This window comes from Burkholderia sp. Ap-955 (assembly GCF_011753045.1).
Lineage (GTDB): Bacteria > Pseudomonadota > Gammaproteobacteria > Burkholderiales > Burkholderiaceae > Burkholderia > Burkholderia lata_D.
On record NZ_VWWH01000108.1, the window covers coordinates 1 to 19,959 of the forward strand.

20 protein-coding genes and 1 pseudogene are annotated in these 19,959 nt (G+C 68.9%); 13 read left to right on the plus strand and 8 right to left on the minus strand.

Translation table 11 applies throughout. The annotated features are described in order from the left end of the window. Positions 1 to 76: 76 nt before the first annotated feature. Positions 77 to 700, minus strand: a complete 624-nt coding sequence (locus tag F3J15_RS32765; protein WP_089446551.1) for an alpha/beta hydrolase — start codon at positions 698 to 700, stop codon at positions 77 to 79. Between the two features lie 380 nt (positions 701 to 1,080). Between F3J15_RS32765 and F3J15_RS32770 the strand changes: the two genes are divergently transcribed. Genes F3J15_RS32770 through F3J15_RS32785 form a run of 4 tightly spaced genes read left to right on the plus strand, consistent with a single transcriptional unit; the run spans position 1,081 to position 3,723 of the window. Then, positions 1,081 to 2,022 carry a glyoxylate/hydroxypyruvate reductase A gene (locus F3J15_RS32770; RefSeq protein ID WP_166896382.1) on the plus strand — a complete coding sequence of 314 codons (942 nt, stop codon included), beginning with the start codon at positions 1,081 to 1,083 and terminating at the stop codon, positions 2,020 to 2,022. Between the two features lie 26 nt (positions 2,023 to 2,048). Beyond that, positions 2,049 to 2,981 (plus strand): hydroxymethylglutaryl-CoA lyase, encoded by a 933-nt coding sequence (locus tag F3J15_RS32775; protein WP_089426474.1) that lies wholly within the window; start codon positions 2,049 to 2,051, stop codon positions 2,979 to 2,981. Between the two features lie 26 nt (positions 2,982 to 3,007). Continuing rightward, on the plus strand, positions 3,008 to 3,514 hold the full coding sequence (locus tag F3J15_RS32780; protein WP_027788969.1) for a YbaK/EbsC family protein: 507 nt from the start codon (positions 3,008 to 3,010) through the stop codon (positions 3,512 to 3,514). Beyond that, positions 3,511 to 3,723 carry a DUF1289 domain-containing protein gene (locus F3J15_RS32785; protein ID WP_166896384.1) on the plus strand — a complete coding sequence of 71 codons (213 nt, stop codon included), beginning with the start codon at positions 3,511 to 3,513 and terminating at the stop codon, positions 3,721 to 3,723. Before F3J15_RS32780 ends, F3J15_RS32785 begins: the two co-directional genes overlap by 4 nt. A 266-nt stretch (positions 3,724 to 3,989) precedes the next feature. On the opposite strand, the gene F3J15_RS32790 is transcribed toward F3J15_RS32785, so the two are convergent. Next, positions 3,990 to 4,892: a DMT family transporter gene (locus F3J15_RS32790; protein ID WP_166896387.1), complete on the minus strand. Its 903-nt coding sequence runs from the start codon at positions 4,890 to 4,892 to the stop codon at positions 3,990 to 3,992. 112 nt (positions 4,893 to 5,004) lie between these two features. Between F3J15_RS32790 and F3J15_RS32795 the strand changes: the two genes are divergently transcribed. Then, a complete protein-coding gene (locus tag F3J15_RS32795; protein WP_011353413.1) occupies positions 5,005 to 5,496 on the plus strand; it encodes an Lrp/AsnC family transcriptional regulator in 492 nt (163 codons plus the stop codon). A 55-nt stretch (positions 5,497 to 5,551) separates the two neighbouring features. Here the strand turns inward: F3J15_RS32795 and F3J15_RS32800 are convergent, their stop codons facing one another. Further along, positions 5,552 to 6,448: an alpha/beta hydrolase gene (locus F3J15_RS32800; RefSeq protein ID WP_089426478.1), complete on the minus strand. Its 897-nt coding sequence runs from the start codon at positions 6,446 to 6,448 to the stop codon at positions 5,552 to 5,554. A gap of 266 nt (positions 6,449 to 6,714) precedes the next feature. Here F3J15_RS32800 and F3J15_RS32805 point away from each other — a divergent pair, with 266 nt between their 5' ends. Then, positions 6,715 to 7,674 carry a nitronate monooxygenase family protein gene (locus F3J15_RS32805; protein WP_047852303.1) on the plus strand — a complete coding sequence of 320 codons (960 nt, stop codon included), beginning with the start codon at positions 6,715 to 6,717 and terminating at the stop codon, positions 7,672 to 7,674. Positions 7,675 to 7,789: 115 nt separating this feature from the next. Here the strand turns inward: F3J15_RS32805 and F3J15_RS32810 are convergent, their stop codons facing one another. The 3 genes from F3J15_RS32810 to F3J15_RS32820 all read right to left on the minus strand — a co-directional run bounded on the left by F3J15_RS32810 (position 7,790) and on the right by F3J15_RS32820 (position 10,836). Further along, a complete protein-coding gene (locus F3J15_RS32810; protein ID WP_039346485.1) occupies positions 7,790 to 8,752 on the minus strand; it encodes a LysR family transcriptional regulator in 963 nt (320 codons plus the stop codon). A 179-nt stretch (positions 8,753 to 8,931) separates the two neighbouring features. After that, the gene (locus F3J15_RS32815) at positions 8,932 to 10,008 is read right to left on the minus strand and encodes a porin (RefSeq protein WP_089446556.1); all 1,077 of its coding nucleotides are present in this window, start codon (positions 10,006 to 10,008) and stop codon (positions 8,932 to 8,934) included. A gap of 345 nt (positions 10,009 to 10,353) precedes the next feature. After that, a complete protein-coding gene (locus F3J15_RS32820; RefSeq protein WP_089446557.1) occupies positions 10,354 to 10,836 on the minus strand; it encodes a peptide-binding protein in 483 nt (160 codons plus the stop codon). Between the two features lie 346 nt (positions 10,837 to 11,182). Here F3J15_RS32820 and F3J15_RS32825 point away from each other — a divergent pair, with 346 nt between their 5' ends. The 6 genes from F3J15_RS32825 (at position 11,183) to F3J15_RS32850 (ending at position 18,286) form a co-directional block, all read left to right on the plus strand. Next, on the plus strand, positions 11,183 to 12,214 hold the full coding sequence (locus tag F3J15_RS32825; RefSeq protein WP_166896388.1) for a bile acid:sodium symporter family protein: 1,032 nt from the start codon (positions 11,183 to 11,185) through the stop codon (positions 12,212 to 12,214). Between the two features lie 339 nt (positions 12,215 to 12,553). After that, positions 12,554 to 14,392 carry a phosphodiesterase gene (locus F3J15_RS32830; RefSeq protein WP_166896390.1) on the plus strand — a complete coding sequence of 613 codons (1,839 nt, stop codon included), beginning with the start codon at positions 12,554 to 12,556 and terminating at the stop codon, positions 14,390 to 14,392. Between the two features lie 363 nt (positions 14,393 to 14,755). Further along, complete coding sequence (locus F3J15_RS32835; RefSeq protein WP_046544274.1) at positions 14,756 to 15,778, plus strand: LacI family DNA-binding transcriptional regulator; 1,023 nt, start codon at positions 14,756 to 14,758, stop codon at positions 15,776 to 15,778. Next, positions 15,775 to 17,058 carry an AGE family epimerase/isomerase gene (locus tag F3J15_RS32840; RefSeq protein ID WP_166896392.1) on the plus strand — a complete coding sequence of 428 codons (1,284 nt, stop codon included), beginning with the start codon at positions 15,775 to 15,777 and terminating at the stop codon, positions 17,056 to 17,058. The genes F3J15_RS32835 and F3J15_RS32840 overlap by 4 nt, the downstream gene beginning before the upstream one ends. Next, the gene (locus F3J15_RS32845) at positions 17,055 to 17,963 is read left to right on the plus strand and encodes a carbohydrate kinase (RefSeq protein WP_089446560.1); all 909 of its coding nucleotides are present in this window, start codon (positions 17,055 to 17,057) and stop codon (positions 17,961 to 17,963) included. Before F3J15_RS32840 ends, F3J15_RS32845 begins: the two co-directional genes overlap by 4 nt. Before the next feature lie 101 nt (positions 17,964 to 18,064). Continuing rightward, positions 18,065 to 18,286 (plus strand): hypothetical protein, encoded by a 222-nt coding sequence (locus tag F3J15_RS32850; protein WP_069249042.1) that lies wholly within the window; start codon positions 18,065 to 18,067, stop codon positions 18,284 to 18,286. 54 nt (positions 18,287 to 18,340) lie between these two features. Here the strand turns inward: F3J15_RS32850 and F3J15_RS32855 are convergent, their stop codons facing one another. Then, complete coding sequence (locus F3J15_RS32855; RefSeq protein WP_039355363.1) at positions 18,341 to 18,535, minus strand: DUF2905 domain-containing protein; 195 nt, start codon at positions 18,533 to 18,535, stop codon at positions 18,341 to 18,343. 11 nt (positions 18,536 to 18,546) lie between these two features. Next, positions 18,547 to 19,740: an SAM-dependent methyltransferase gene (locus F3J15_RS32860; RefSeq protein WP_166896394.1), complete on the minus strand. Its 1,194-nt coding sequence runs from the start codon at positions 19,738 to 19,740 to the stop codon at positions 18,547 to 18,549. Positions 19,741 to 19,753: 13 nt separating this feature from the next. Here F3J15_RS32860 and F3J15_RS32865 point away from each other — a divergent pair. Beyond that, positions 19,754 to 19,959: pseudogene (locus tag F3J15_RS32865) on the plus strand (short-chain dehydrogenase); the annotation flags it as partial.

Sequence of the window (19,959 nt, forward strand, 5' to 3'; positions counted from 1 at the left end):
CGTGCGCGCGTCGCAAGCGCAACGGCGCGCGATGCCGCGACAGTCGCCGCGCGGCATGCGCCGCGCCGCCCGCCCGTCAGACCGCGTGCGCGAGCGCGCGATCGACGAGCGCGGCCTCGAAGCCGTCGTCCGCATCGCGAAAGCGCAGCGGTGCCGCGCAGTGGACGAGCGTGTCGATGAAGTATTTCGCGCGCGGCCACGGTCCGAAGCCGGCCGCGGTGTTGATGTGCCCCGCGTCGCCGAGGTTCACGAACGCGCTGCCCAGATGCTGCGCGAGCGTGCGCGCGTCGCCGAGCGGCATCCACGGATCGGTTTCGCTGCCGATCACGATCGACGGCACGGGAAGCCGGCGCGCGTCGAACGGCCCGGCAAACGTGAATTTCTTCGGACTGGCGGGCGCGACGAGCAGCACGCCCGCGACGTCGCCCGTATGCGGCCACTGCGCGAGCGCATGGGCGGCCGCGAGGCAGCCGAAGCTGTGCGCGGCCAGCACGAACGGGCCGCGTTCGCGGTCGAGCAATGCGCGCACCGATTGCGCCCAGCGCGCGAGATCGGGCGCGTCCCAGTCGTCCTGTTCGACGCGCAGCGAGCGCGGGAACTGCCGTTCGAGCCAGGTCTGCCAGTGAGCGCCTTCGCTGCCGTGCAGGCCCGGAACGGTGACGAGCCGCGGCGGCCACGCCGATTTGCTGCATGCGCGCATGATTGCCCTCGCTTGCTTGAAGACGGGATTCGATTGTGGCGCGGCGGCCGCGGCGGCCGAACCAATATTTTGTGCTTTGCTTTTGCGGGGGCCGGCCATCCGGGGGCCGGCCATCCGGGGGCAGGCCATCCTGGGGCCGGCCATCCGGCGGCAGGCCATCCGGGCGTCCCCCCGCCTCGCGCACCGGCGCGCGATGCGCCACGAGACCGTAGAATGTGGGCTTCCCGTCAGCTTCACACGGAACCGGGGCCGGGCGCCGACGCGCCGGGCGCCCGGTCGTCAGGAGACGCCCCGATGTCCGCTACGCCCACCGGCGCGCTGCGCCCGGCCCCGCTCGCCGTTCCCGTGACGCGCCTCGCCGGCGCGCACGCCGTCATCCAATGAAGATCCTGTTCCATTCCCCGCACCAGGAAGCAGGCGCGTGGCGCGACGAGATCGCGCATGCGCTGCCGGAAGCCGAACTGCGCGCGTGGCAGCCGGGCGACACGGCCGCCGCCGACTACGCGCTCGTCTGGCGCGCGCCGCGTGAATTCTTCGCCCCGCGCGACGGCCTGCGCGCGATCTTCAACCTCGGCGCCGGCGTCGACGCGCTGCTCGCGCTCGAGCACGCGCATCCGGGCACGCTGCCGCCGCACGTGCCGCTCGTGCGGCTCGAAGATTCGGGCATGGCGCAACAGATGGTCGAATACGTGACGCACGCGGTGCTGCGCTACCTGCGCCGCTTCGACGAATACGAAGTGCTGCAGCGCGAGCGCCGCTGGCAACCGCTCGAACCGCATGCGCGCGCCAGCTTCACCGTCGCCGTGCTCGGCCTCGGCGTGCTCGGCGCGCAGGTCGCGCGCGCGCTCGCCGCGCTCGGCCTGCCCGTGCGCGGCTACAGCCGCAGCGCGAAGCAGCTCGACGGCGTGACGACCTTCGCCGGCGACGGCGCATTCGATGCGTGCATCGATGGCGCAAAGGTGCTCGTCAACCTGCTGCCGAGCACGCCCGACACCGACGGCATCCTGTCGTCGCGCACGTTCGCACGGCTCGCGCCCGGCGCGTATGTCGTCAACGTCGCACGCGGCGCGCATCTCGTCGAAGCCGACCTGCTCGACGCGCTCGCGAGCGGCCAGATCGCCGCCGCGACGCTCGACGTATTCCACCGCGAGCCGCTGCCGGAAGACCATCCGTTCTGGCACGCGCCGCGCATCACGATCACGCCGCACAGCTCGGCCGAGACGCTGCGCGACGAAGCCATCGCCCAGATCGCCGACAAGATCCGTGCACTGGAGCGCGGCGAGCGCGTCGGCGGCATCGTCGACTACGCACGCGGCTACTGAACCTACAAGCACACCAGGAGACAACCATGACGTTCCCCACCGCCGTCAAGATCGTCGAAGTCGGCCCGCGCGACGGGCTGCAGAACGAGAAGACCTTCGTGCCGACCGACGTGAAGATCGCGCTCGTCGACCGGCTGTCGCACGCCGGCTTCCGCAACGTCGAGGCCGCGTCGTTCGTGTCGCCGAAATGGGTGCCGCAGATGGCCGACGGCGCCGACGTGATGGCCGGCATCGAGCGCCGCGCGGGCACCGTGTACTCGGTGCTCACGCCGAACCTGAAGGGCTTCGAGAATGCGGTCGCGGCGCGCGCGGACGAAGTCGTGATCTTCGGCGCGGCGAGCGAGGCGTTTTCGCAGCGGAACATCAACTGCAGCATCGCCGAGAGCATCGCGCGCTTCGAGCCCGTCGCGAAGGCCGCGAAAGATGCGGGCCTGCGGCTGCGCGGCAGCGTGTCGTGCACGCTCGGCTGCCCGTACCAGGGCGACGTGCCGGTCGCATCGGTCGTCGACGTCGTCGAACGCTTCGCGGCGCTCGGCTGCGACGAGATCGACATCGCCGACACGATCGGCGTCGGCACGCCGAAGCGCACGCGCGAAGTGCTCGCGGCCGTCACGCGCGTGTTCCCGCGCGAACGCCTGTCGGGCCACTTCCACGACACCTATGGCCAGGCGCTCGCGAACATCTACGCGGCGCTGTTCGAAGGGATCGAGATCTTCCACGCGTCGGTCGCGGGCCTCGGCGGCTGCCCGTACGCGAAGGGCGCGACCGGCAACGTCGCGACCGAGGACGTGCTGTACCTGATGCAGGGCCTCGGCATCGACACCGGCATCGATCTCGCGCAGGTCGTCGCCGCCGGCGACTTCATCTCGAACGCAATCGGCCGCGCGAACGTGTCGCGCGCCGGTCGCGCACTGCTCGCCAAGGCGCAGAGCGCGGCCGACGCCGCGAACTGCGTATGACCCCGGTATTCGATGGATTCCTCAACATGACGACACCCGCTTCGTTCGATTCCCTCCCCGATTCCGCGCGACGCGTCGCGCTGCTGCTGCGCGAGCGCGGCCATGCGAAAGGCATCGTGATGCTCGCCGAAACCGGCAAGACGTCGGCCGAAGCCGCGGCCGGGCTCGGCTGCTCGGTCGCGCAGATCGCGAAGTCGATCCTGTTTCGCCGCCAGTCGGACGGTGCACCCGTGCTCGTGGTCGCGAGCGGCGTGAATCGCGTCGACGAGAAGAAGGTCGCCGCGCAAGTCGGCGCGGTCGGCCGCGCGGACGCGAAGTTCGTGCGCGACAACACCGGCTATGCGATCGGCGGCGTCTGCCCGATCGGCCATCTCGTCGAGCCCGTCACGCTGATCGACGCCGACCTGCTCGAGCTCGACAGCCTGTGGGCGGCCGCCGGCCATCCGCACGCGGTGTTCAACCTGTCGCCGAACGAACTCGTGTCACTGACGGGCGCGCCGGTCGCGGACGTCGCGTTGCGGGAGTCCGCATGAGCGACGTGCCGGTGACGGTGACGGTCGGCACGGTCGCGTCGCCATGCACCGACGTATGCCGGATCGATCCGCGCACCGACTGGTGCGCGGGTTGCCTGCGCACGCGCGACGAGATCAAGGGATGGCGCACATCGGACGACGACGCGAGGCGCGCGTTGCTCGCGCGGCTCGATGCACGGCGGCGTCTGCTGGCGAGAAGCGGCGCATAAAAAAAAGCCGTTCAGCCTGACAGGCGAACGGCATGAGATCGGAATCCTGTGAACGTGATCAACGTCACAGCCCGCATCATACGAGCGACGCGGGCGCATCGCATCGGGTGTTTCCCTACAACTTCTTACAGCGTCTTGCACGCGTATGCGCGCACGACTTTTGCTCGCCCTGTACGCACCCGCTGCCCGCAGTACGCGTTCCTGAAGCAAGCATTCGATGAGCCGCTGCGCTGCCCCGCAGCGGCTCGCCGAATCGCACGACCGTTTCAGTGGCCGACGGCCGCGCGACGGGCCGGCACGATGCGCCAGCCGAGATTCACGCCGGCCGCCGCGAGCAGGATCAGCAGCGCGCCGGCCACCTGCGTCCACGCGAGCGTCTGCCCGAACGCGACGTGATCGACGATGATCGCGACGACCGGATAGACGAACGACAGCGCGCCGGTCATCGCGGTCGGCAGCTTCTGGATCGCGCCGTACAGCAGCACATACATCAGACCTGTGTTCACGACGCCGAGCACGACGAGATCGAGCCACTGCCCGGCGGTCGCCGGCAACGTGCCGAAGTGCGCGAACGGCGCGAGCAGGAGGACCCCGAGGCCGGCCTGCAGCAGCGCGAGTAGGTGCGGGGGCGTGCCCTTCAGGTGCTTCGTGACGATCGACGAGATCGCGTACAGAAAGGCCGCACCGAGCGACAGCGCGACGCCTTCCAGGTATTCGCCCGGCACCGCGAGCACGGCCGGCTCGACGCGCACCACGGCGACGAGCCCGACGAATGCGAGCGCGAGCCACGCGACGGTCGACGCGGTGATCCGCTCGCGGAACACGATCGCGCCGAGCGCGACGAGCATGAACGGCTGCGTGTTGTAGACGGCGGTCGCCATCGAGATCGACGCGCGCGAATAGGCGGCGAACAGCAGCAGCCAGTTCGCGACGATCGCGACGCTGCCGAGCGTCGCCAGCGCGAGCATCCGCGGCGAGAACAGCGCGCGGCGCAGGAAACCGAACGCCGCGCAGACGATCGCGAGCGTCGCGGCGCCGAACAGGCAGCGGAAGAACACGACGTTCGTCAGCGGCTGCTGCGACGACATCACGAGCCAGCCGATCGTGCCGGACATCATCATCGCGACGACCATCTCGGCGGCGCCGCGGCGAATTTCATTCGAAGCCATCGTGAACTCCGTTCAGAAGAGTGGATGACTTCGATTCTAGAAACTTGCTTTCGCGGCAACCACGGCTAAACTGAAGTGAATCGACCAATTCACCTTCGAAAGCAAAGCGATCATGCCGAAACGCCTTTCCCCGCCTGCCGTCGCGTCGCTCGACGCGACCGACCGCGCGATTCTCGCGGCGCTGGCCGACGACGCGCGCATCGCCACCAGCGAACTCGCCCGGCAGATCGGGCTGTCGGCGCCCGCGACCGCCGACCGCGTGCGGCGGCTCGAGGCGCAGGGCGTGATCGCCGCGTTCACCGTCGAGCTCGACCCGCGCGCGCTCGGCTACACGCTGCAGGCGATCGTCCGTGTGAAGCCGCTGCCCGGCCAGCTGCATCTTGTCGAAGAGATGCTGCGGCGGATTCCCGAATTCGTGGAGTGCGACAAGGTGACCGGCGACGACTGCTTCATCTGCCGGCTCTACCTGCGCACGATCGCGCACCTCGACGACATCCTGTCGAAAGTGACGGAGCGCGCCGAGACGAGCACCGCGATCGTGAAGTCGACGCCGGTGCCGCGCCGGCTGCCGCCGCTCGTCGAGGACGACGGCGCGCACCGCTGAACGAGCCTGTACGCGGCCGCGCCGCCGACGTGCTCACGCGTGCCCACGCGTACCGTCAGGCAGCCGCGTCGCGCGCCTCGAAGAACGCCAGCAGTTCGTCGATCAGCGCGACGGGCGCCTCTTCCGGAATGTAGTGCCCGCACTCGAGCGCACGGCCGCTGACGTCGCGCGCGACACGGCGCCATTCGTCGAGCGGATCGAAGCAGCGGCCGACGATCCCGTTCTCGCCCCACAGCACGCGCAGCGGACACGCGACCTTGTTGCCGCGCTCGAGATCCGCACGGTCGTGCTCGAGATCGATCGTCGCGGACGCGCGGTAGTCCTCGCACATCGCATGCACGGCGCCCGGCTGCGCGAGCGCGGCCCGGTACGCGGCGAGCGCCTCGGGCGCGAACGGCGCCAGCCCGGCGGACCGGTTGCCCATCACGCGCTCGATGTACGCATCGGTATGCGCGCCGACCAGCGTCTCGGGCAGCGGCTCCGGCTGGATCAGGAAGAACCAGTGGAAATACGCGGTCGCGAACGCGCGATCGGTTTTCTCGTACATCGCGAGCGTCGGTGCGATGTCGAGCAGCATCATCCGTTCGACGGCGTCCGGATGATCGAGCGCGAGCCGGTGCGCGACCCGCGCGCCGCGATCATGCGCGCACACATGGAAGTGCTCGAAGCCGAAATGCCGCATCACGGCGACCTGGTCGGCCGCCATCGCCCGTTTCGAATACGGCACGTGCTGCGCGTCGCTCGGCGGCTTGCCCGACGCGCCGTACCCGCGCAGGTCGGTGGCGATCACCGTGAAATGATTCGCGAGCGTCGCGGCCACGCGATGCCAGATCATGTGGGTTTGCGGATGTCCGTGCAGCAACAGGAGCGGCGGACCCGCGCCTCCTTTGACACCGAAGATATCGGTGTCCTGCACCGTCACGCGAAACGGTGCAAACGCCTCAAACGACATGGTTTGTTTCTCGTTGGTTTGTTATGGCGGCTATTTTAGGAGCGCTTGCGCATCTACACAGCGGGGCAGCAGCCAGATTCCGTAGAAAGAGAACACTCACTCGATTGCCGGCACACCGCGCATTTTGTTAAGCTCGCGTAGAATCGCACGATCGTTCGTATTAATAAGGACGACATCGTTTCGCAGCTACACTCGAATCACCGTTCGACCGCAAAGCATGGCGTCGGCGCGACCGCGCGGCCGCCCCTGGAGACTGGAGACATCACATGGCATTGCCCACCGTCCTGCAGAACCTGACGCTGCCCGTCATCGCGTCGCCGATGTTCATCGTCAGCTACCCCGAACTCGTGCTCGCGCAATGCAAGGCGGGCATCGTCGGTTCGTTCCCCGCGCTCAACGCCCGTCCGGCCGAACTGCTCGACGAGTGGCTCACGCAGATTCAGTCCGAGCTCGCCGACCACCAGGCAAAGAATCCCGACGCGGTGATCGGCCCGATCGCGGTCAACCAGATCGTCCACCAGTCGAATGCGCGGCTCGAGCACGACGTGCGCGTGTGCGTCGAGCACAAGGTGCCGATCTTCATCACGAGCCTGCGCGCACCGGCGCGCGAGATCGTCGACGCGGTGCACAGCTACGGCGGCATCGTGCTGCACGACGTGATCAACCTGCGTCACGCGCAGAAGGCGCTCGAAGCCGGTGTCGACGGGCTGATCCTCGTTGCGGCCGGCGCAGGCGGCCATGCGGGCACGACGTCGCCGTTCGCGCTCGTCGGCGAAGTCCGCAAGATCTTCGACGGCCCGATCGTGCTGTCCGGCGCGATCGCGAACGGCGGCTCGATCCTCGCGGCGCAGGCGATGGGCGCCGACTTCGCGTACATGGGCACGCGCTTCATCGCGACGCAGGAAGCGCACGCGATCGACGACTACAAGCACGCGATCGTGAATGCGAAATCGTCGGACATCATCTACACGAACCTCTTCACGGGCGTGCACGGCAACTACATTCGGGAGAGCATCGAGAAGGCCGGCCTCGATCCGGAGGCGCTGCCGGAATCCGACAAGACCAAGATGAATTTCGGCAGCGACAAGACGAAGGCGTGGAAGGATATCTGGGGCGCCGGCCAGGGCGTCGGCCTGATGGACGACCTGCCGAGCGTGGGCGCGCTCGTCGAACGCCTGAAGCGCGAGTACGACGACGCGAAGGCACGGCTCGGCATTCCGCGCTGACGGATGCGGCGGCCATCACGGCCACCGCCGGCGCGAATGCCGTCGGACCAAACAAAAAGCGCGAACCGCAGCGGTTCGCGCTTTTTCATTGCCCCGCTGCCGCGGGAAAGACGGCTCAGACCGCGCGCTTCATCCGCGTGATCGGCAGCACGCGCAGGCGCGATTCGATCGACGGGCACAGCGACTGCCCTTCGAAACGCGCCGCCAGGAAGTCGACGAACGAACGCACCTTCGCGGACACGTGACGACGGCTCGCGTAGACCGCGTAGATCGGCGCCTCGTGCGGCGGCACCGCATCGAGCAGCACCGGCACGAGCCGGCCGGACTCGATGTCGTCGCCGACCACCTCGGTGCCGAGCAGCGCGATGCCCGCGCCCGCGAGCACGGCCGCACGCAGCCCTTCGAGATGGTTCACGATCAGGTTGCCGTTGAGGTTCACGCGCGACGCGGCGGCCGCGTCGATCACCAGCGAGTCGAGCATCGTCGAATTCGAGTCGCGCCGCAGGTAGTTGTGGTGCGCGAGATCGCCGATCGTCGCGGGCGTGCCGTGCTTCTCGAGATACTCGGGCGACGCGACCAGCAGGATGTGCGCGGTCGCGATCTGCCGCGCGACCAGCGACGACGATTTCAATCCGTTCGGCGCCGCGCGCACCGCGACGTCGTAGCCTTCCTCGATCAGGTCGACCACGCGATCGGACAGCGTCATGTCGACGGTCACGTCCGGGAACCGGCCCGCATAATCGGTGACGGCCTGCATCACGTGGCGCAGCCCGAACGCCGACAGCGACGTCACGCGCAGCCTGCCTTGCGGCACCACGCTCGCGGCGCCGACGGCCTGCCCGGCTTCGTCGAGTTCGGACAGCGCCTGCACGAGGCGCTCATAGTATTCGCGTCCCGCCTCGGTAGGGGCGACGCGTCGTGTCGTGCGATGCAGCAGCCGCGCACCGAGCTGCTGCTCGAGATGCATCACGTGCTTGCTCGCCATCGCAGCCGACATCTGCATGCGCTCGGCCGCGCCGACGAAGCTGCCCACTTCGACGACGTAGCGAAACACATTCATGCTGACGAGGGTATCCATCGAACTCGCTCGTAATGACGGGGAATGTTCCAATTACGAGATAGGGTAACAAAGGCGGGGAAACAGAAAGGTCAACAAAGGCAAAACGGCGCCGCGGGTGGCGGCGCCGTTCTGGCGTGAAAAACATGCAGTCTGGACGCACTTTTCGCGCCGTCCGGCGCGCCGGTCGCGCGTGTGCGTCAGAACTTCGCGCGGATGCCGGCGCCGAACGTGTTGCCGGTCGACAGGCCGCTGATGTGGTCGTTCATGTACGCAGCGTAGACGTCGGTGCGCTTGGACAGCGGATAGTCGTAGCCGACGGCCCACGTCTGGCGCGTCTGGTCGAGGCCGCCCGAATCGCGCGAGTACGCGTACGACGCCATCGCGTTGCCAACGCCGAGCGGCACCGACACGCCGCCCTGCGCGGTATTCACGTGCCAGCTGCCCGCGACCTGGTCATTCTTCGTATACATGTACTGGCCGAACAGCTTCACCAGCTTCAGGTCGTAGGTCGCGCCGACCAGCGCGATGCCCTGGCTCTTCATGCCGGTCACCAGCGCGCTCAGGTCGCGCGGGCCGTTGTTGAAGTTCACGTACTGATAGACCGCGGTCGCCGCGAACGGGCCGTTCGCATAGTTGAACTGCGCGCTCCACTTCTTCGAGCCGTTGTCGCCGGCCTGGTTGCCGAGTGCGTACATCGCGCCGAAATTCAGGCCACCGAACGAAGGCGACGTGTACGACAGCGCGTTGTTCCAGCCCGAATCGCCGACGGCACCCTGGTCGCTCGGGTAGGTCGGGAACGTGCCGAGGCCGAGGAACACGTGGTACACCATCGGCGAGAAGGTGTACGAGTCGTAGAACGGGTTGAACAGGATCGTCGACAGGAACAGGTGCGTCGTCAGGCGGCCGGCCGTCACCGTGCCGTACGGCGAATCGATGCCGACGTAGGCGTTGCGTGCGAAGAACGTGTCGCCCTGGAAGCGGCCGAACTGGCCGTTCTGCGCGCGGAAGAAGCTTTCCAGCGTGAAGATCGCCTTGTAGCCGTTGCCGAGATCCTCGGCGCCGTGCAAGCCCCAGTACGACGTCGACATCCCGCCGCCGCTCACGTTCCACGCGCGGTTGCCGCCCGGGAACTTGGTTGCGCCGACCCATTCGTCGACCTGACCGTAGAGCGACACGCTCGACTGTGCATGGACGGGAGCGGTAGCCGCCACGCAGGCAGCCGCGGCGATCAGCTTGACGGACGTGCGCGACGCACGGCGTGCGAATGCTTTCATTGGATCTCCAGATTTTGTCGAATTGTCGATAAGTGGCGCGAGCGTTGTTTTTTGGAGCCGAGTGCTTGCGTCGTATGGGGCGCAGCCATCTTTACGGATCATTCGTCCGGTCAAAATTGCGCACACTTATTGCGGGTATAGCGGCGGCATTAACTTCGCGGAATTGATACATGGCCGGGCGCCTGCCGGCGGCCCCGCACGAACGCGGTCGCGCGGCGGGACGGCAGCGGGGCACACGCGAGCCGGGCGCGAAAGATAGCGCAATGCGACGGGAAAATCAGCGGAAATCTGTGCGCGACTGTGGCGAATTCGCATCAGCCGCCGGAGGGACGAGCGCGCGGGCGCTCAGTTTCGGTAGAACGGGGAGAAATACGGCGAGTGCGCAGGCTCTTCCTGCGAGCGGGGCGGCGGCATCGGGCGTCCGCCGCGCTCCTCGTTGTAGCGCGCGACGTCGGCGCGGATCGACCCGGCACGCAGCGGCACGTTGCCGCCGCCCGGCGGGCGCGGCACCTGGCGCGCGTCGGCGCTGATCGGACGATACGGGCTTTGCGCGGCGTAATGGCCATACGACGGCGTCGGGCGCAGGCCCCAGCGGGAGCCGTAGCCGTTCACGCCGCCGGCGCGTGCACCGGCCGGGGGCGCCACGCGGCGCCAGACGGGCCCACCACCTGCCGGCTGACCGTACGCGTGCATGTCGCCGCCACCGAAGCCGTGGCCGCCGAACGCATAACCGCCGTGAGGCGGTTGCGCGAGCGCGAGCGGCAACAGCAGCGCGCCGAGCACGCCTGCCACCCATCGTCCGATCTTCCGTTTCACCCGTTCCGTCATCGTTCAGTGCCTGTCCACGCCCGCCGCCGGCTCCTTTCGGCCGACCCAAGGCTTTCATCAGTAATTTATGGGCGGGCCGAAAGCGTGTCGAGCCAAAAAATGTTATGTCGCCGGCATCGGTGTAACACCATGTTACTGCTAGGTTTTTTCACTTCCGGGCGCGACCGCGACAGAACATTCTTCCGCCGTTTTGCGCCCGGCGGGGCCCGTGCCGCGAACGCTGCTGCATGAGATTGGCTCATCAATCGATTCCCACAATGCATTTGTGTAGTGAATCGTCGACCGGGACAATGGCGCCATCCGCGCGCGCAACGCGCGCCTCCGTCGTTTCCGAATCGAGTTCCCGATGGCCCGTCCCCGTTTTCTTCCCGACAACTTCACGCTCGCGCTCGTCGGCACCGTCGTGCTCGCGAGCCTCCTGCCGTGCCGCGGCCCGGCCGCCCACGCGTTCAACTGGGCGACCAACATCGCCGTCGGCCTGCTGTTCTTCCTGCACGGCGCGAAGCTGTCGCGCGAAGCCGTCATCGCGGGTGCGACCCACTGGCGGCTGCATGCGGTCGTGCTGCTCAGCACGTTCGCGCTGTTCCCGCTGCTCGGCCTCGCGCTGAAACCCGTGCTGCAGCCGCTCGTCACGCCGACGCTGTACGCGGGCGTGCTGTTCCTGTGCACGCTGCCGTCGACGGTCCAGTCGTCGATCGCGTTCACGTCGATCGCGAAGGGCAACGTGCCGGCCGCCGTTTGCGCGGCATCCGCATCGAGCCTGCTCGGGATCTTCGTCACGCCGGCGCTCGTCGGGCTGATGATCACGTCGCAGTCGGCCGCCGCCGCGTCGCCGTGGAGCACCGTCGGCAGCATCGTGATGCAGCTGCTCGTGCCGTTCATCGCCGGCCAGTTGCTGCGCCCCGTGATCGGCGGCTGGATCGACCGCAACCGCGGCGTGCTGCGCTTCGTCGACCAGGGCTCGATCCTGCTCGTCGTCTACGTCGCCTTCAGCGAGGCCGTCAACGAAGGCCTGTGGCACCAGATCCCGCCGCGCGCACTCGGCGGCCTGCTGGTCGTCAACCTCGTGCTGCTCGCGATCGCGCTGCTGCTGACCGCGTTCGTCAGCAAGCGGCTCGGCTTCAACCGCGCCGACCAGATCACAATCATCTTCTGCGGGTCGAAGAAGAGCCTCGCGGCCGGCGTGCCGATGGCGAAGGTGATCTTCTCGGCGAACGCGGTCGGCGCGATCGTGCTGCCGTTGATGCTGTTCCACCAGATCCAGCTGATGGCGTGCGCGGCGCTCGCGCAGCGCTGGGGGGCGCGCGACATGAGCGGCGAGCACGACGAGGGCGACGCGGGGTCGGCGTCCGGCGCGCTGAGCGCGGGCAAGCGCTGACGAGCAGGGCGGCGGGACGGTCATCGCGGGGGGCCGTCCCGGCGCTCTTGCCCTCCGCCTTCCGCCTTTCCGCCTTTCCGCCTTCCCGCCTTCCCGCCTTCCCGCCTTCCCGCCTTTCCGCCTTCCCGCCTTCCCGCCTTCCCGCCTTCCCGCCTTCCCGCCTCACCGCCTCACCGCCTCACCGCCTCACCGCCTCACTGCCGCCCCCTTCCCAATGCGCACCAATTGCGCCCGAGCGCGATGCACCAGCAGCGCCCATCGTGTCACGAAATCTTCATTCAATTCTCCGCGGGCGATGCCGTTATGTCGGGCGTCCCGTCGATTCGGCTGCCCTCGCCCATGCCCGCGCCCCACTCCGATTCCGCTGCCGCCAGCATCACGCGCCTGATCGCGGATCGCGCGCTCGCCGCCGTCTTCCAGCCGATCGTCGATCTCGGGTCGGGGACGGTCGTCGGCTACGAGGGCCTGATACGCGGCCCGCGCGGCACCGACCTCGAGCCGCCCGCCGCGCTGTTCGCGCAGGCCGCGCGCGAAGGCGAAACGATCGCGCTCGAACAGGCGGCCGCGCGCACCTGCCTCGACGCGTTCGCGGCACTCGGCTGCGACGGCAAGCTGTTCCTCAACTTCAGCGCCGGGACGATCCTGAAGCTCGCCAGCGAACGCGAGCGTGCACGCCAGCTCCTCGTCCGCGCGCGGATCGGCGCCGAGCGCATCGTGATCGAGCTGACCGAGCAGAATGCGATTCCCAACGTCGCCCAGATCGGGCCGGCGGTCGCGTCGCTGCGCGACGCCGGCATCCAGTTCGCGCTCGACGACTACGGCACCGCGAACGCGAGCATGAACCTGTGGCTGCGCCTGCATCCTGATGTCGTGAAAATCGATCGCTTCTTCATCCACGACATCGCCCGCGATCCGCTCAAGTTCGAAGCCGTGAAGGCGATGCAGCACTTCGCGCAGGCGAGCGGCGCGAAACTGATCGCGGAAGGCATCGAGAACGAACGCGACCTGATCGTCGTGCGCGACATGGGCATCTGCTGCGTGCAGGGCTTCCTGCTCGGCCGGCCGAACGCGCAGCCGTCGCGGGTCGTCGCGCCGGCCGCGCGCGATGCGATCCGCGCGCCGCACATCGCGGTGTTTCCCGGCGCGACGCGCTCGGTGCGGCCGGCCGGCACGATCGCCGGGAAGATGCTGGTGCCCGCGCCGGCGCTGCCGCGCGACGCGACCAGCAACGACGTGCTCGACCTGTTCAACCGGATGCCCGACCTGCATGCGGTCGCGCTCGTCGAACGCGGGCGGCCCGTCGCGCTCGTGAATCGCCGCGGCTTCATCGACCGCTTCGCGCTGCCGTATCACCGCGAGGTGTTCGGGAAGAAGCCGTGCCTGCAGTTCGCGAACGACGCGCCGCTGATGATCGACAACGCGACGACCTTCGAGCAGCTCGCGATGCTGCTCGCGAGCCATGACCAGCGCTATCTCGCGGACGGCTTCGTGATCACCGAACACGGCCGCTACGTCGGGCTCGGCACCGGCGAGAGCCTGGTGCGCGCGGTGACCGAGATGCGCATCGAGGCCGCGCGCTACGCGAATCCGCTGACGTTCCTGCCCGGCAACATCCCGATCAGCGCGCACATCGACCGGCTGCTCCAGCGCGACGCCGGCTTTCATGCGTGCTACGTCGACCTGAACCAGTTCAAGCCGTTCAACGACCAGTACGGCTACTGGCAGGGCGACGAGGTGCTGAAGTTCGCGGCGACGGTGCTGGCCGGCGTGTGCGACCCGCAGCGCGACTTTCTCGGGCACGTCGGCGGCGACGATTTCCTCGTGCTGTTCCAGCGCGCCGACTGGCGCGAACGCGCCGCCGACGCGATCGCCCGCTTCAACGAAGGCGCGCGGCTCTTCTACACGCAGGCCGACCGGCAGGCGGGCGGCCTGCACGGCGAGGACCGCCACGGCAACCCGGCGTTCTTCGGCTTCGTGACGATGGCGATCGGCGCGGTCGGCGTGGCGGCCGGCGCGCACGGCGCGAAGCGCTACGGCAGCGACGAGATCGCGTCGGTCGCCGCGCTCGCGAAGCGGCGCGCGAAACAGCAGCCGGATGGGCTCGCGGTCGTCGACCTCGATGCGGGCCGCGCCGCGCTGCGCCATCACGGCGAACCGCCGGCCGTGGCGATACGCTGAACGGCGGGCGACCGCCGCCTGGAGACACGGCGGCGCCCGGTGCGGCGGGGGCGCGCATTCGCCCGCCGGGCAGCCAGACCGTTAGTTGCATAGCGCCTTTCCGGCAGCCCGCGAAGGCAGCCGGGCACGACTCGCGCGAATGCGTGAAGCCGGGCCATTTTCCATCCGCTTCCCCCTCGCCAGGCACCCGCACGTCCACCTTGCCTTTTTCGTGTTTTGTTTAGTATTTTTAGTAACGGTGTTTTCGCAGATTAGCGCTTAAAAACCGGTAATTATCGGGTATTCCCCGGCTATCCGGCCCGAATTCCGCGATCCGTTTTACTATACAATCGCTTTCACCCTAAACAAACCGGACCCCGAACGATGGGTACGACCATTCGCGATGTGGCGCGGGCGGCAGAGGTCTCGATCGGCACCGTCTCGCGCGCGCTGAAAAACCAGCCGGGCCTGTCCGAAGCCACGCGTGCGCGCATCGTCGAGATCGCGCAGCGGCTCGGCTACGATCCCGCGCAACTGCGGCCGCGCATCCGCCGGCTCACCTTCCTGCTGCATCGCCAGCACAACCGCTTTCCGGCCAGCCCGTTCTTCTCGCACGTGCTGCACGGCGTCGAGGACGCGTGCCGCGAGCGCGGCATCGTGCCGACGCTGCTCACGGTCGGGCCGAACGACGACGTGCTGCGCCAGATGCGCCCGCACGCGCCGGACGCGATCGCGGTGGCCGGCTTCATCGAGCCCGAGACGATCGAGGCGCTCGCCGCGACCGGCCGACCGCTCGTGCTGATCGACCTGTGGGCGCCCGGGCTGCGCTCGGTGAACATCGACAACGCGACGGGCGCGGCGCTCGCGATGCGCCACCTGCTCGCCACCGGCCGCACGCGGATCGCGTTCATCGGTGGCTCGCCCGCGCACTACAGCATCGCGCAGCGCGCGATCGGCTACCGGCGCGCGTTCTTCGAGGCCGGGCGGCTGTTCGATCCCGCGTACGAAGTGACGATCGATGCAGGGCTCGATCCCGATACCGGCGCCGCACGGGCGATGGAACAGCTGCTCGACGCGCCGGGCCCGCGCCCGGAAGCCGTCTTCGCGTACAACGACGCGGCCGCGCTCGCCGCGCAGCGCGTCTGCACCGCGCGCGGGCTGCGCATTCCCGACGACATCGCGATCGTCGGCTTCGACAACATCCCGGCCGCCGCGCACGCGAGCCCGCCGCTCACGACGCTCGCGGTCGACAAGGAGGCGCTCGGCCGCCGCGGCGTCGAGCTGCTGCTCGCGGAAGCGCCCGAGCGCACCGAGATTTCCCTGCCCGTCGAGCTGATCGTGCGGGCCAGCAGCCAGCCCGCCGGCTCCCCGGCACTCGATACCGCCACGGTCACCGAATCATCATGAACATGCCCCCGGTCCAACCCTGCACGGCCGCGCCGGCCACCCACACGCAAGCCGCGCCGTTCGTCGCGAGTTTCCGCGATCCGTCGTTCCTGCTGTCGCACATCGAGGACACGCTGCGCTTCTACGCCACGAACGCGTTCGACCCGACGGGCGGCTTCTACCACTACTTCCGCGACGACGGCAGCATCTACAACCGCACGTCGCGCCACCTCGTCAGCAGTTGCCGGTTCGTCTTCAACTACGCGATGGCGTACCGGCATTTCGGCGATCCGCGCCACCTGGAATATGCGCGCCACGGGCTGCGCTTCCTGCGCGACGCGCACTGGGACGACGCACTGCAGGGCTACGACTGGGAGCTCGACTGGCGCGACGGCGCGAAGCGCGCGACGCTCGACGGCACGCGCCACTGCTACGGGCTCGCGTTCGTGCTGCTCGCGGCCGCGCACGCGACGATGGCCGGCCTCGACGAGGCCCGCCCGCTGATCGCGGCCACCTTCGAGCTCGCCGAGCACCGTTTCTGGGATGCGGCCGCGGGCCTCTATGCGGACGACGCGACGCCGAACTGGATCGTGTCGTCGTACCGCGGCCAGAACGCGAACATGCACATGACGGAGGCGCTGCTCGCCGCGTACGAGGCGACCGGCCACCTCACGTACCTCGATCGCGCGGAAAAGCTTGCGTCCCACATCACGCAGCGCCAGGCCGCGCTGTCGGGCGGGCTCGTGTGGGAGCACTACCATGCGGACTGGTCGGTCGACTGGGATTACAACAAGGAAGACAGCTCGAACATCTTCCGTCCGTGGGGCTTCCAGCCCGGGCACCAGACCGAATGGGCGAAGCTGCTGCTGATCCTCGAGCGGCACCGCCCGCTCGACTGGCTCGTGCCGCGCGCGGCCGAGCTGTTCGACGCGGCGCTCACGCACGCGTGGGACGCCGATCACGGCGGCCTGTACTACGGCTTCGGCCCCGACTTCACGATCTGCGACCACAACAAGTATTTCTGGGTGCAGGCGGAAACCTTCGCGGCCGCCGCGATGCTCGGCGCGCGCACCGGCAGCGAGCGCTTCTGGGACTGGTACGACGAGATCTGGCGCTACAGCTGGGCGCACTTCGTCGATCACCGCTACGGCGCGTGGTACCGCATCCTCACCTGCGACAACCGCAAGTACAGCGACGAGAAGAGCCCGGCCGGCAAGACCGACTATCACACGATGGGCGCGTGCTACGACGTGCTCGCGACCCTCGCGCGCGCAGCGCAGCGCAGCGAGCCGACGCAATGAGCGGCGGCACGTTTCCGGCTTTCGTGTCGGCGGGCGACATCCTGACCGACATGGTGCGCGCGGGTGACGCGCAATGGACCTCGGTGCCGGGCGGCGCCGGCTGGAACGTCGCGCGCGCGGTTGCGCGGCTCGGGGTGCCGAGCGCGCTCGCGGGCTCGATCGGCGAAGACTGCTTCTCCGACGTGCTGTGGCACACGAGCGAAGCGGCCGGGCTCGACCTGCGCTTCCTGCAGCGCGTCGCACGGCCGCCGCTGCTCGCGATCGTCCACGAGACGCGCCCGCCCGCGTACTTCTTCATCGGCGAAGCGAGCGCCGACCTCGCGTTCGATCCGGCGCGACTGCCGGCCGGCTGGACCGACCACGTGAAATGGGCACACTTCGGCTGCATCAGCCTCGTGCGCGAACCGCTCGCCGGCACGCTGGCCGCGCTCGCGGCCGACCTGCACGCGCGCGGCGTGAAGATCAGCTTCGACCCGAACGTCCGGAACCTGATGACGGCCGCGTTCCGGCCGACGCTCGAGAAGATGGCCGCGCTCGCCGACCTGATCAAGGTGTCCGACGAGGACCTGCGGCACCTGTTCGGCGGCGACGGCCCCGACGCGGTTGGCGCGGTGCGCGCGCTGAACCCGCGCGCGGCGGTGCTCGTCACGCGCGGCGCGCAGGCGGCGACGCTCTACGCGGACGGCGACGTGCATGAAGCGAGCCCGCCGCGCGTCGAGGTGGCGGACACCGTCGGCGCGGGCGACGCGTCGATCGGCGGCATGCTGTTCAGCCTGATGGCCGCGCCGCAGCGAACGTGGCGCGAGCACCTCGTGTTCGCGCTGGCGGCGGGCGCCGCGGCCTGCCGCCATACGGGCGCGCACGCGCCGACGCTCGACGAGGTCGTCGCACTGATCGAACGATGACGGGAAGGATGGCGGCCGGCCCCCGTTCGGTCACCGATAAGCCGCGCTGTACATGCTGCGCCGCAGTGCTACGATGAAGTGTCCTTTTGCGGGAGAGCACCATGGACACCAACACGTTCACGAAGGGCATCTACACGGCCAAGGCGCATACCCAGCATGCGGGCAACGGGCAGTTCCAGGGTTACGTGATCCTCGCGCGGGACGACGGGGACGACACCGAGAACACGCGCTACGACGTCCACTCGACGAGCCCCAGCGAGGAGGAAGCGTTCGAGGAGGCAAAGGCGCTCGCGCACCGGATCCTCGGCGAAATCGAGCTGTGACGCCTGCCGCTCTTTTCTGCGCGGCTTAGGGCCCGTTATCAGCGTGAACAGGCCCTAGAGCAGCCGCGCCACCATCGACAGCAGCATCGTCAGCACCAGCGTCGACATGAACGGGAACGGGTAGCGCCGCCCGCCGAGCGTCAGCGTGACGTCGCCCGGCATCCGCCCGATGCCGAGCTTGCCGAGCCACGGCCAGCAGCGCGTCAGGATCATCACCGCGACGAACGACGTCATCAGCCAGCGCAGCATGTCGGCTCCCGTCAGAGTGCGTGCGAGCGGTCGCCGCGCGCGAACGCGTCGAGCGTGCCGTCGATGCCGCGCGAGAACGCGATCACCTTGAACAGCTCGCCCATCTCGGCTTCGGAAATCAGCTTCTGCACCGCGTTCGCGGCCGGCAGGAACGCATGGATATCCGACGGATCGATCGCGGACAACGCGTCGGTGATGCCCGCGTTCAGCAGGAAGCGCGCCTGCGACGTGTAACCGAGCAAATCGGCGCCCGTCGCGACGGCCGCGTCGTAGATGCCGGTGAATTCGACGTGCGCGGTGATGTCCTGCAGCCCCGGGTACAGGAACGGATCGTCGTGCGCATGATGACGGTAGTGGCACATCAGCGTGCCGCGGTCGCGCTGCGGGTGGTAGTACTCGTGCGCGGGAAAGCCGTAGTCGACCAGCAGCACCGCGCCGCGCCCGAGCATCGTGCAGACGGTGCGCGTGAACGCCAGCGCGGCCTCGTGCGTCTCGGTCACGTAGCCGTCGTCCGCATCGTCAAGACCCGCGAGCACCGGCGGCAGGCCGGCCGGTGCGGCCGGACGGTCCTCGAACACGAACGCCTGCCGCGCGTCGAGCGCAACACCGCGCTCCTGCCATGCGCCGCCCGCCTTCGCGAACAGGCGCACCGGCATCGCATCGAGCACCTCGTTGCCGACCACGACGCCGTCGAACCGCTCGGGCAGCGCGTCGAGCCAGCGCACCTTCGCGGCGAGCGTCGGTGCGGCGGCCGTGATCGTGTCGCGCTGCCGCTCGCGCAGCTCGCCCGAGAGATCGACGATCAGGTAGGCGTCGAGTTCGACGCCCTGCGCGTCGAGCGCCGCGAGCAGCCCGGCCGCGAGCTTGCCCGTGCCGGCGCCGAATTCCATCACGCTGCGCGTGCCGCTCGCCGCGAGCGCTTCCGCGACCGGTTGGGCGAGCGTCTGCGCGAACAGCGGCGACAGCTCGGGCGCGGTGACGAAGTCGCTGCCGTCGTCGGCGCGGCGCCCGAACTTGCGCGCGCCGCCGCTGTAATAACCGAGGCCGGGCGCATACAGCGCGCGCTCCATGAAGCGGTCGAACGGCAGCCAGCCGCCGGCCGCCGCGATCTCGTCGCGCAGTTGCGCGGCGAGGGTTTCGGACTGCGCAAGCGCGTCAGGGCCGGGAGCAGGTAAACTAGCGGGTTCGTGAGCTTTCGGGTTCATCCCGGCATTGTAAATGACCGTTTCAGCCGATACGTCGACCCAGCGCGTGGCGCTCGTCACGGGTGCCCTGGGCAGCGCGGCCGACGCTGCGTCGATCGGTCGTGCGCTCGCGACGGGATTCGCCCGGCGCGGCTGGGACGTCGCGCTGCAGCGCAGCCACGGCGCGCCGCATGCGGCGGCCGACGCGCTCGTCGCCGAAGTCGCGGCACTCGGCCGCCG

Coding starts and splice junctions, on each gene's coding strand:
- F3J15_RS32765 (WP_089446551.1), bottom strand. CDS start 700: ATGCGCGCATGCAGCAAATCGGCGTGGCCGCCGCGGCTCGTCACCGTT.
- F3J15_RS32770 (WP_166896382.1), top strand. CDS start 1,081: ATGAAGATCCTGTTCCATTCCCCGCACCAGGAAGCAGGCGCGTGGCGC.
- F3J15_RS32775 (WP_089426474.1), top strand. CDS start 2,049: ATGACGTTCCCCACCGCCGTCAAGATCGTCGAAGTCGGCCCGCGCGAC.
- F3J15_RS32780 (WP_027788969.1), top strand. CDS start 3,008: ATGACGACACCCGCTTCGTTCGATTCCCTCCCCGATTCCGCGCGACGC.
- F3J15_RS32785 (WP_166896384.1), top strand. CDS start 3,511: ATGAGCGACGTGCCGGTGACGGTGACGGTCGGCACGGTCGCGTCGCCA.
- F3J15_RS32790 (WP_166896387.1), bottom strand. CDS start 4,892: ATGGCTTCGAATGAAATTCGCCGCGGCGCCGCCGAGATGGTCGTCGCG.
- F3J15_RS32795 (WP_011353413.1), top strand. CDS start 5,005: ATGCCGAAACGCCTTTCCCCGCCTGCCGTCGCGTCGCTCGACGCGACC.
- F3J15_RS32800 (WP_089426478.1), bottom strand. CDS start 6,448: ATGTCGTTTGAGGCGTTTGCACCGTTTCGCGTGACGGTGCAGGACACC.
- F3J15_RS32805 (WP_047852303.1), top strand. CDS start 6,715: ATGGCATTGCCCACCGTCCTGCAGAACCTGACGCTGCCCGTCATCGCG.
- F3J15_RS32810 (WP_039346485.1), bottom strand. CDS start 8,752: ATGGATACCCTCGTCAGCATGAATGTGTTTCGCTACGTCGTCGAAGTG.
- F3J15_RS32815 (WP_089446556.1), bottom strand. CDS start 10,008: ATGAAAGCATTCGCACGCCGTGCGTCGCGCACGTCCGTCAAGCTGATC.
- F3J15_RS32820 (WP_089446557.1), bottom strand. CDS start 10,836: ATGACGGAACGGGTGAAACGGAAGATCGGACGATGGGTGGCAGGCGTG.
- F3J15_RS32825 (WP_166896388.1), top strand. CDS start 11,183: ATGGCCCGTCCCCGTTTTCTTCCCGACAACTTCACGCTCGCGCTCGTC.
- F3J15_RS32830 (WP_166896390.1), top strand. CDS start 12,554: ATGCCCGCGCCCCACTCCGATTCCGCTGCCGCCAGCATCACGCGCCTG.
- F3J15_RS32835 (WP_046544274.1), top strand. CDS start 14,756: ATGGGTACGACCATTCGCGATGTGGCGCGGGCGGCAGAGGTCTCGATC.
- F3J15_RS32840 (WP_166896392.1), top strand. CDS start 15,775: ATGAACATGCCCCCGGTCCAACCCTGCACGGCCGCGCCGGCCACCCAC.
- F3J15_RS32845 (WP_089446560.1), top strand. CDS start 17,055: ATGAGCGGCGGCACGTTTCCGGCTTTCGTGTCGGCGGGCGACATCCTG.
- F3J15_RS32850 (WP_069249042.1), top strand. CDS start 18,065: ATGGACACCAACACGTTCACGAAGGGCATCTACACGGCCAAGGCGCAT.
- F3J15_RS32855 (WP_039355363.1), bottom strand. CDS start 18,535: ATGCTGCGCTGGCTGATGACGTCGTTCGTCGCGGTGATGATCCTGACG.
- F3J15_RS32860 (WP_166896394.1), bottom strand. CDS start 19,740: ATGAACCCGAAAGCTCACGAACCCGCTAGTTTACCTGCTCCCGGCCCT.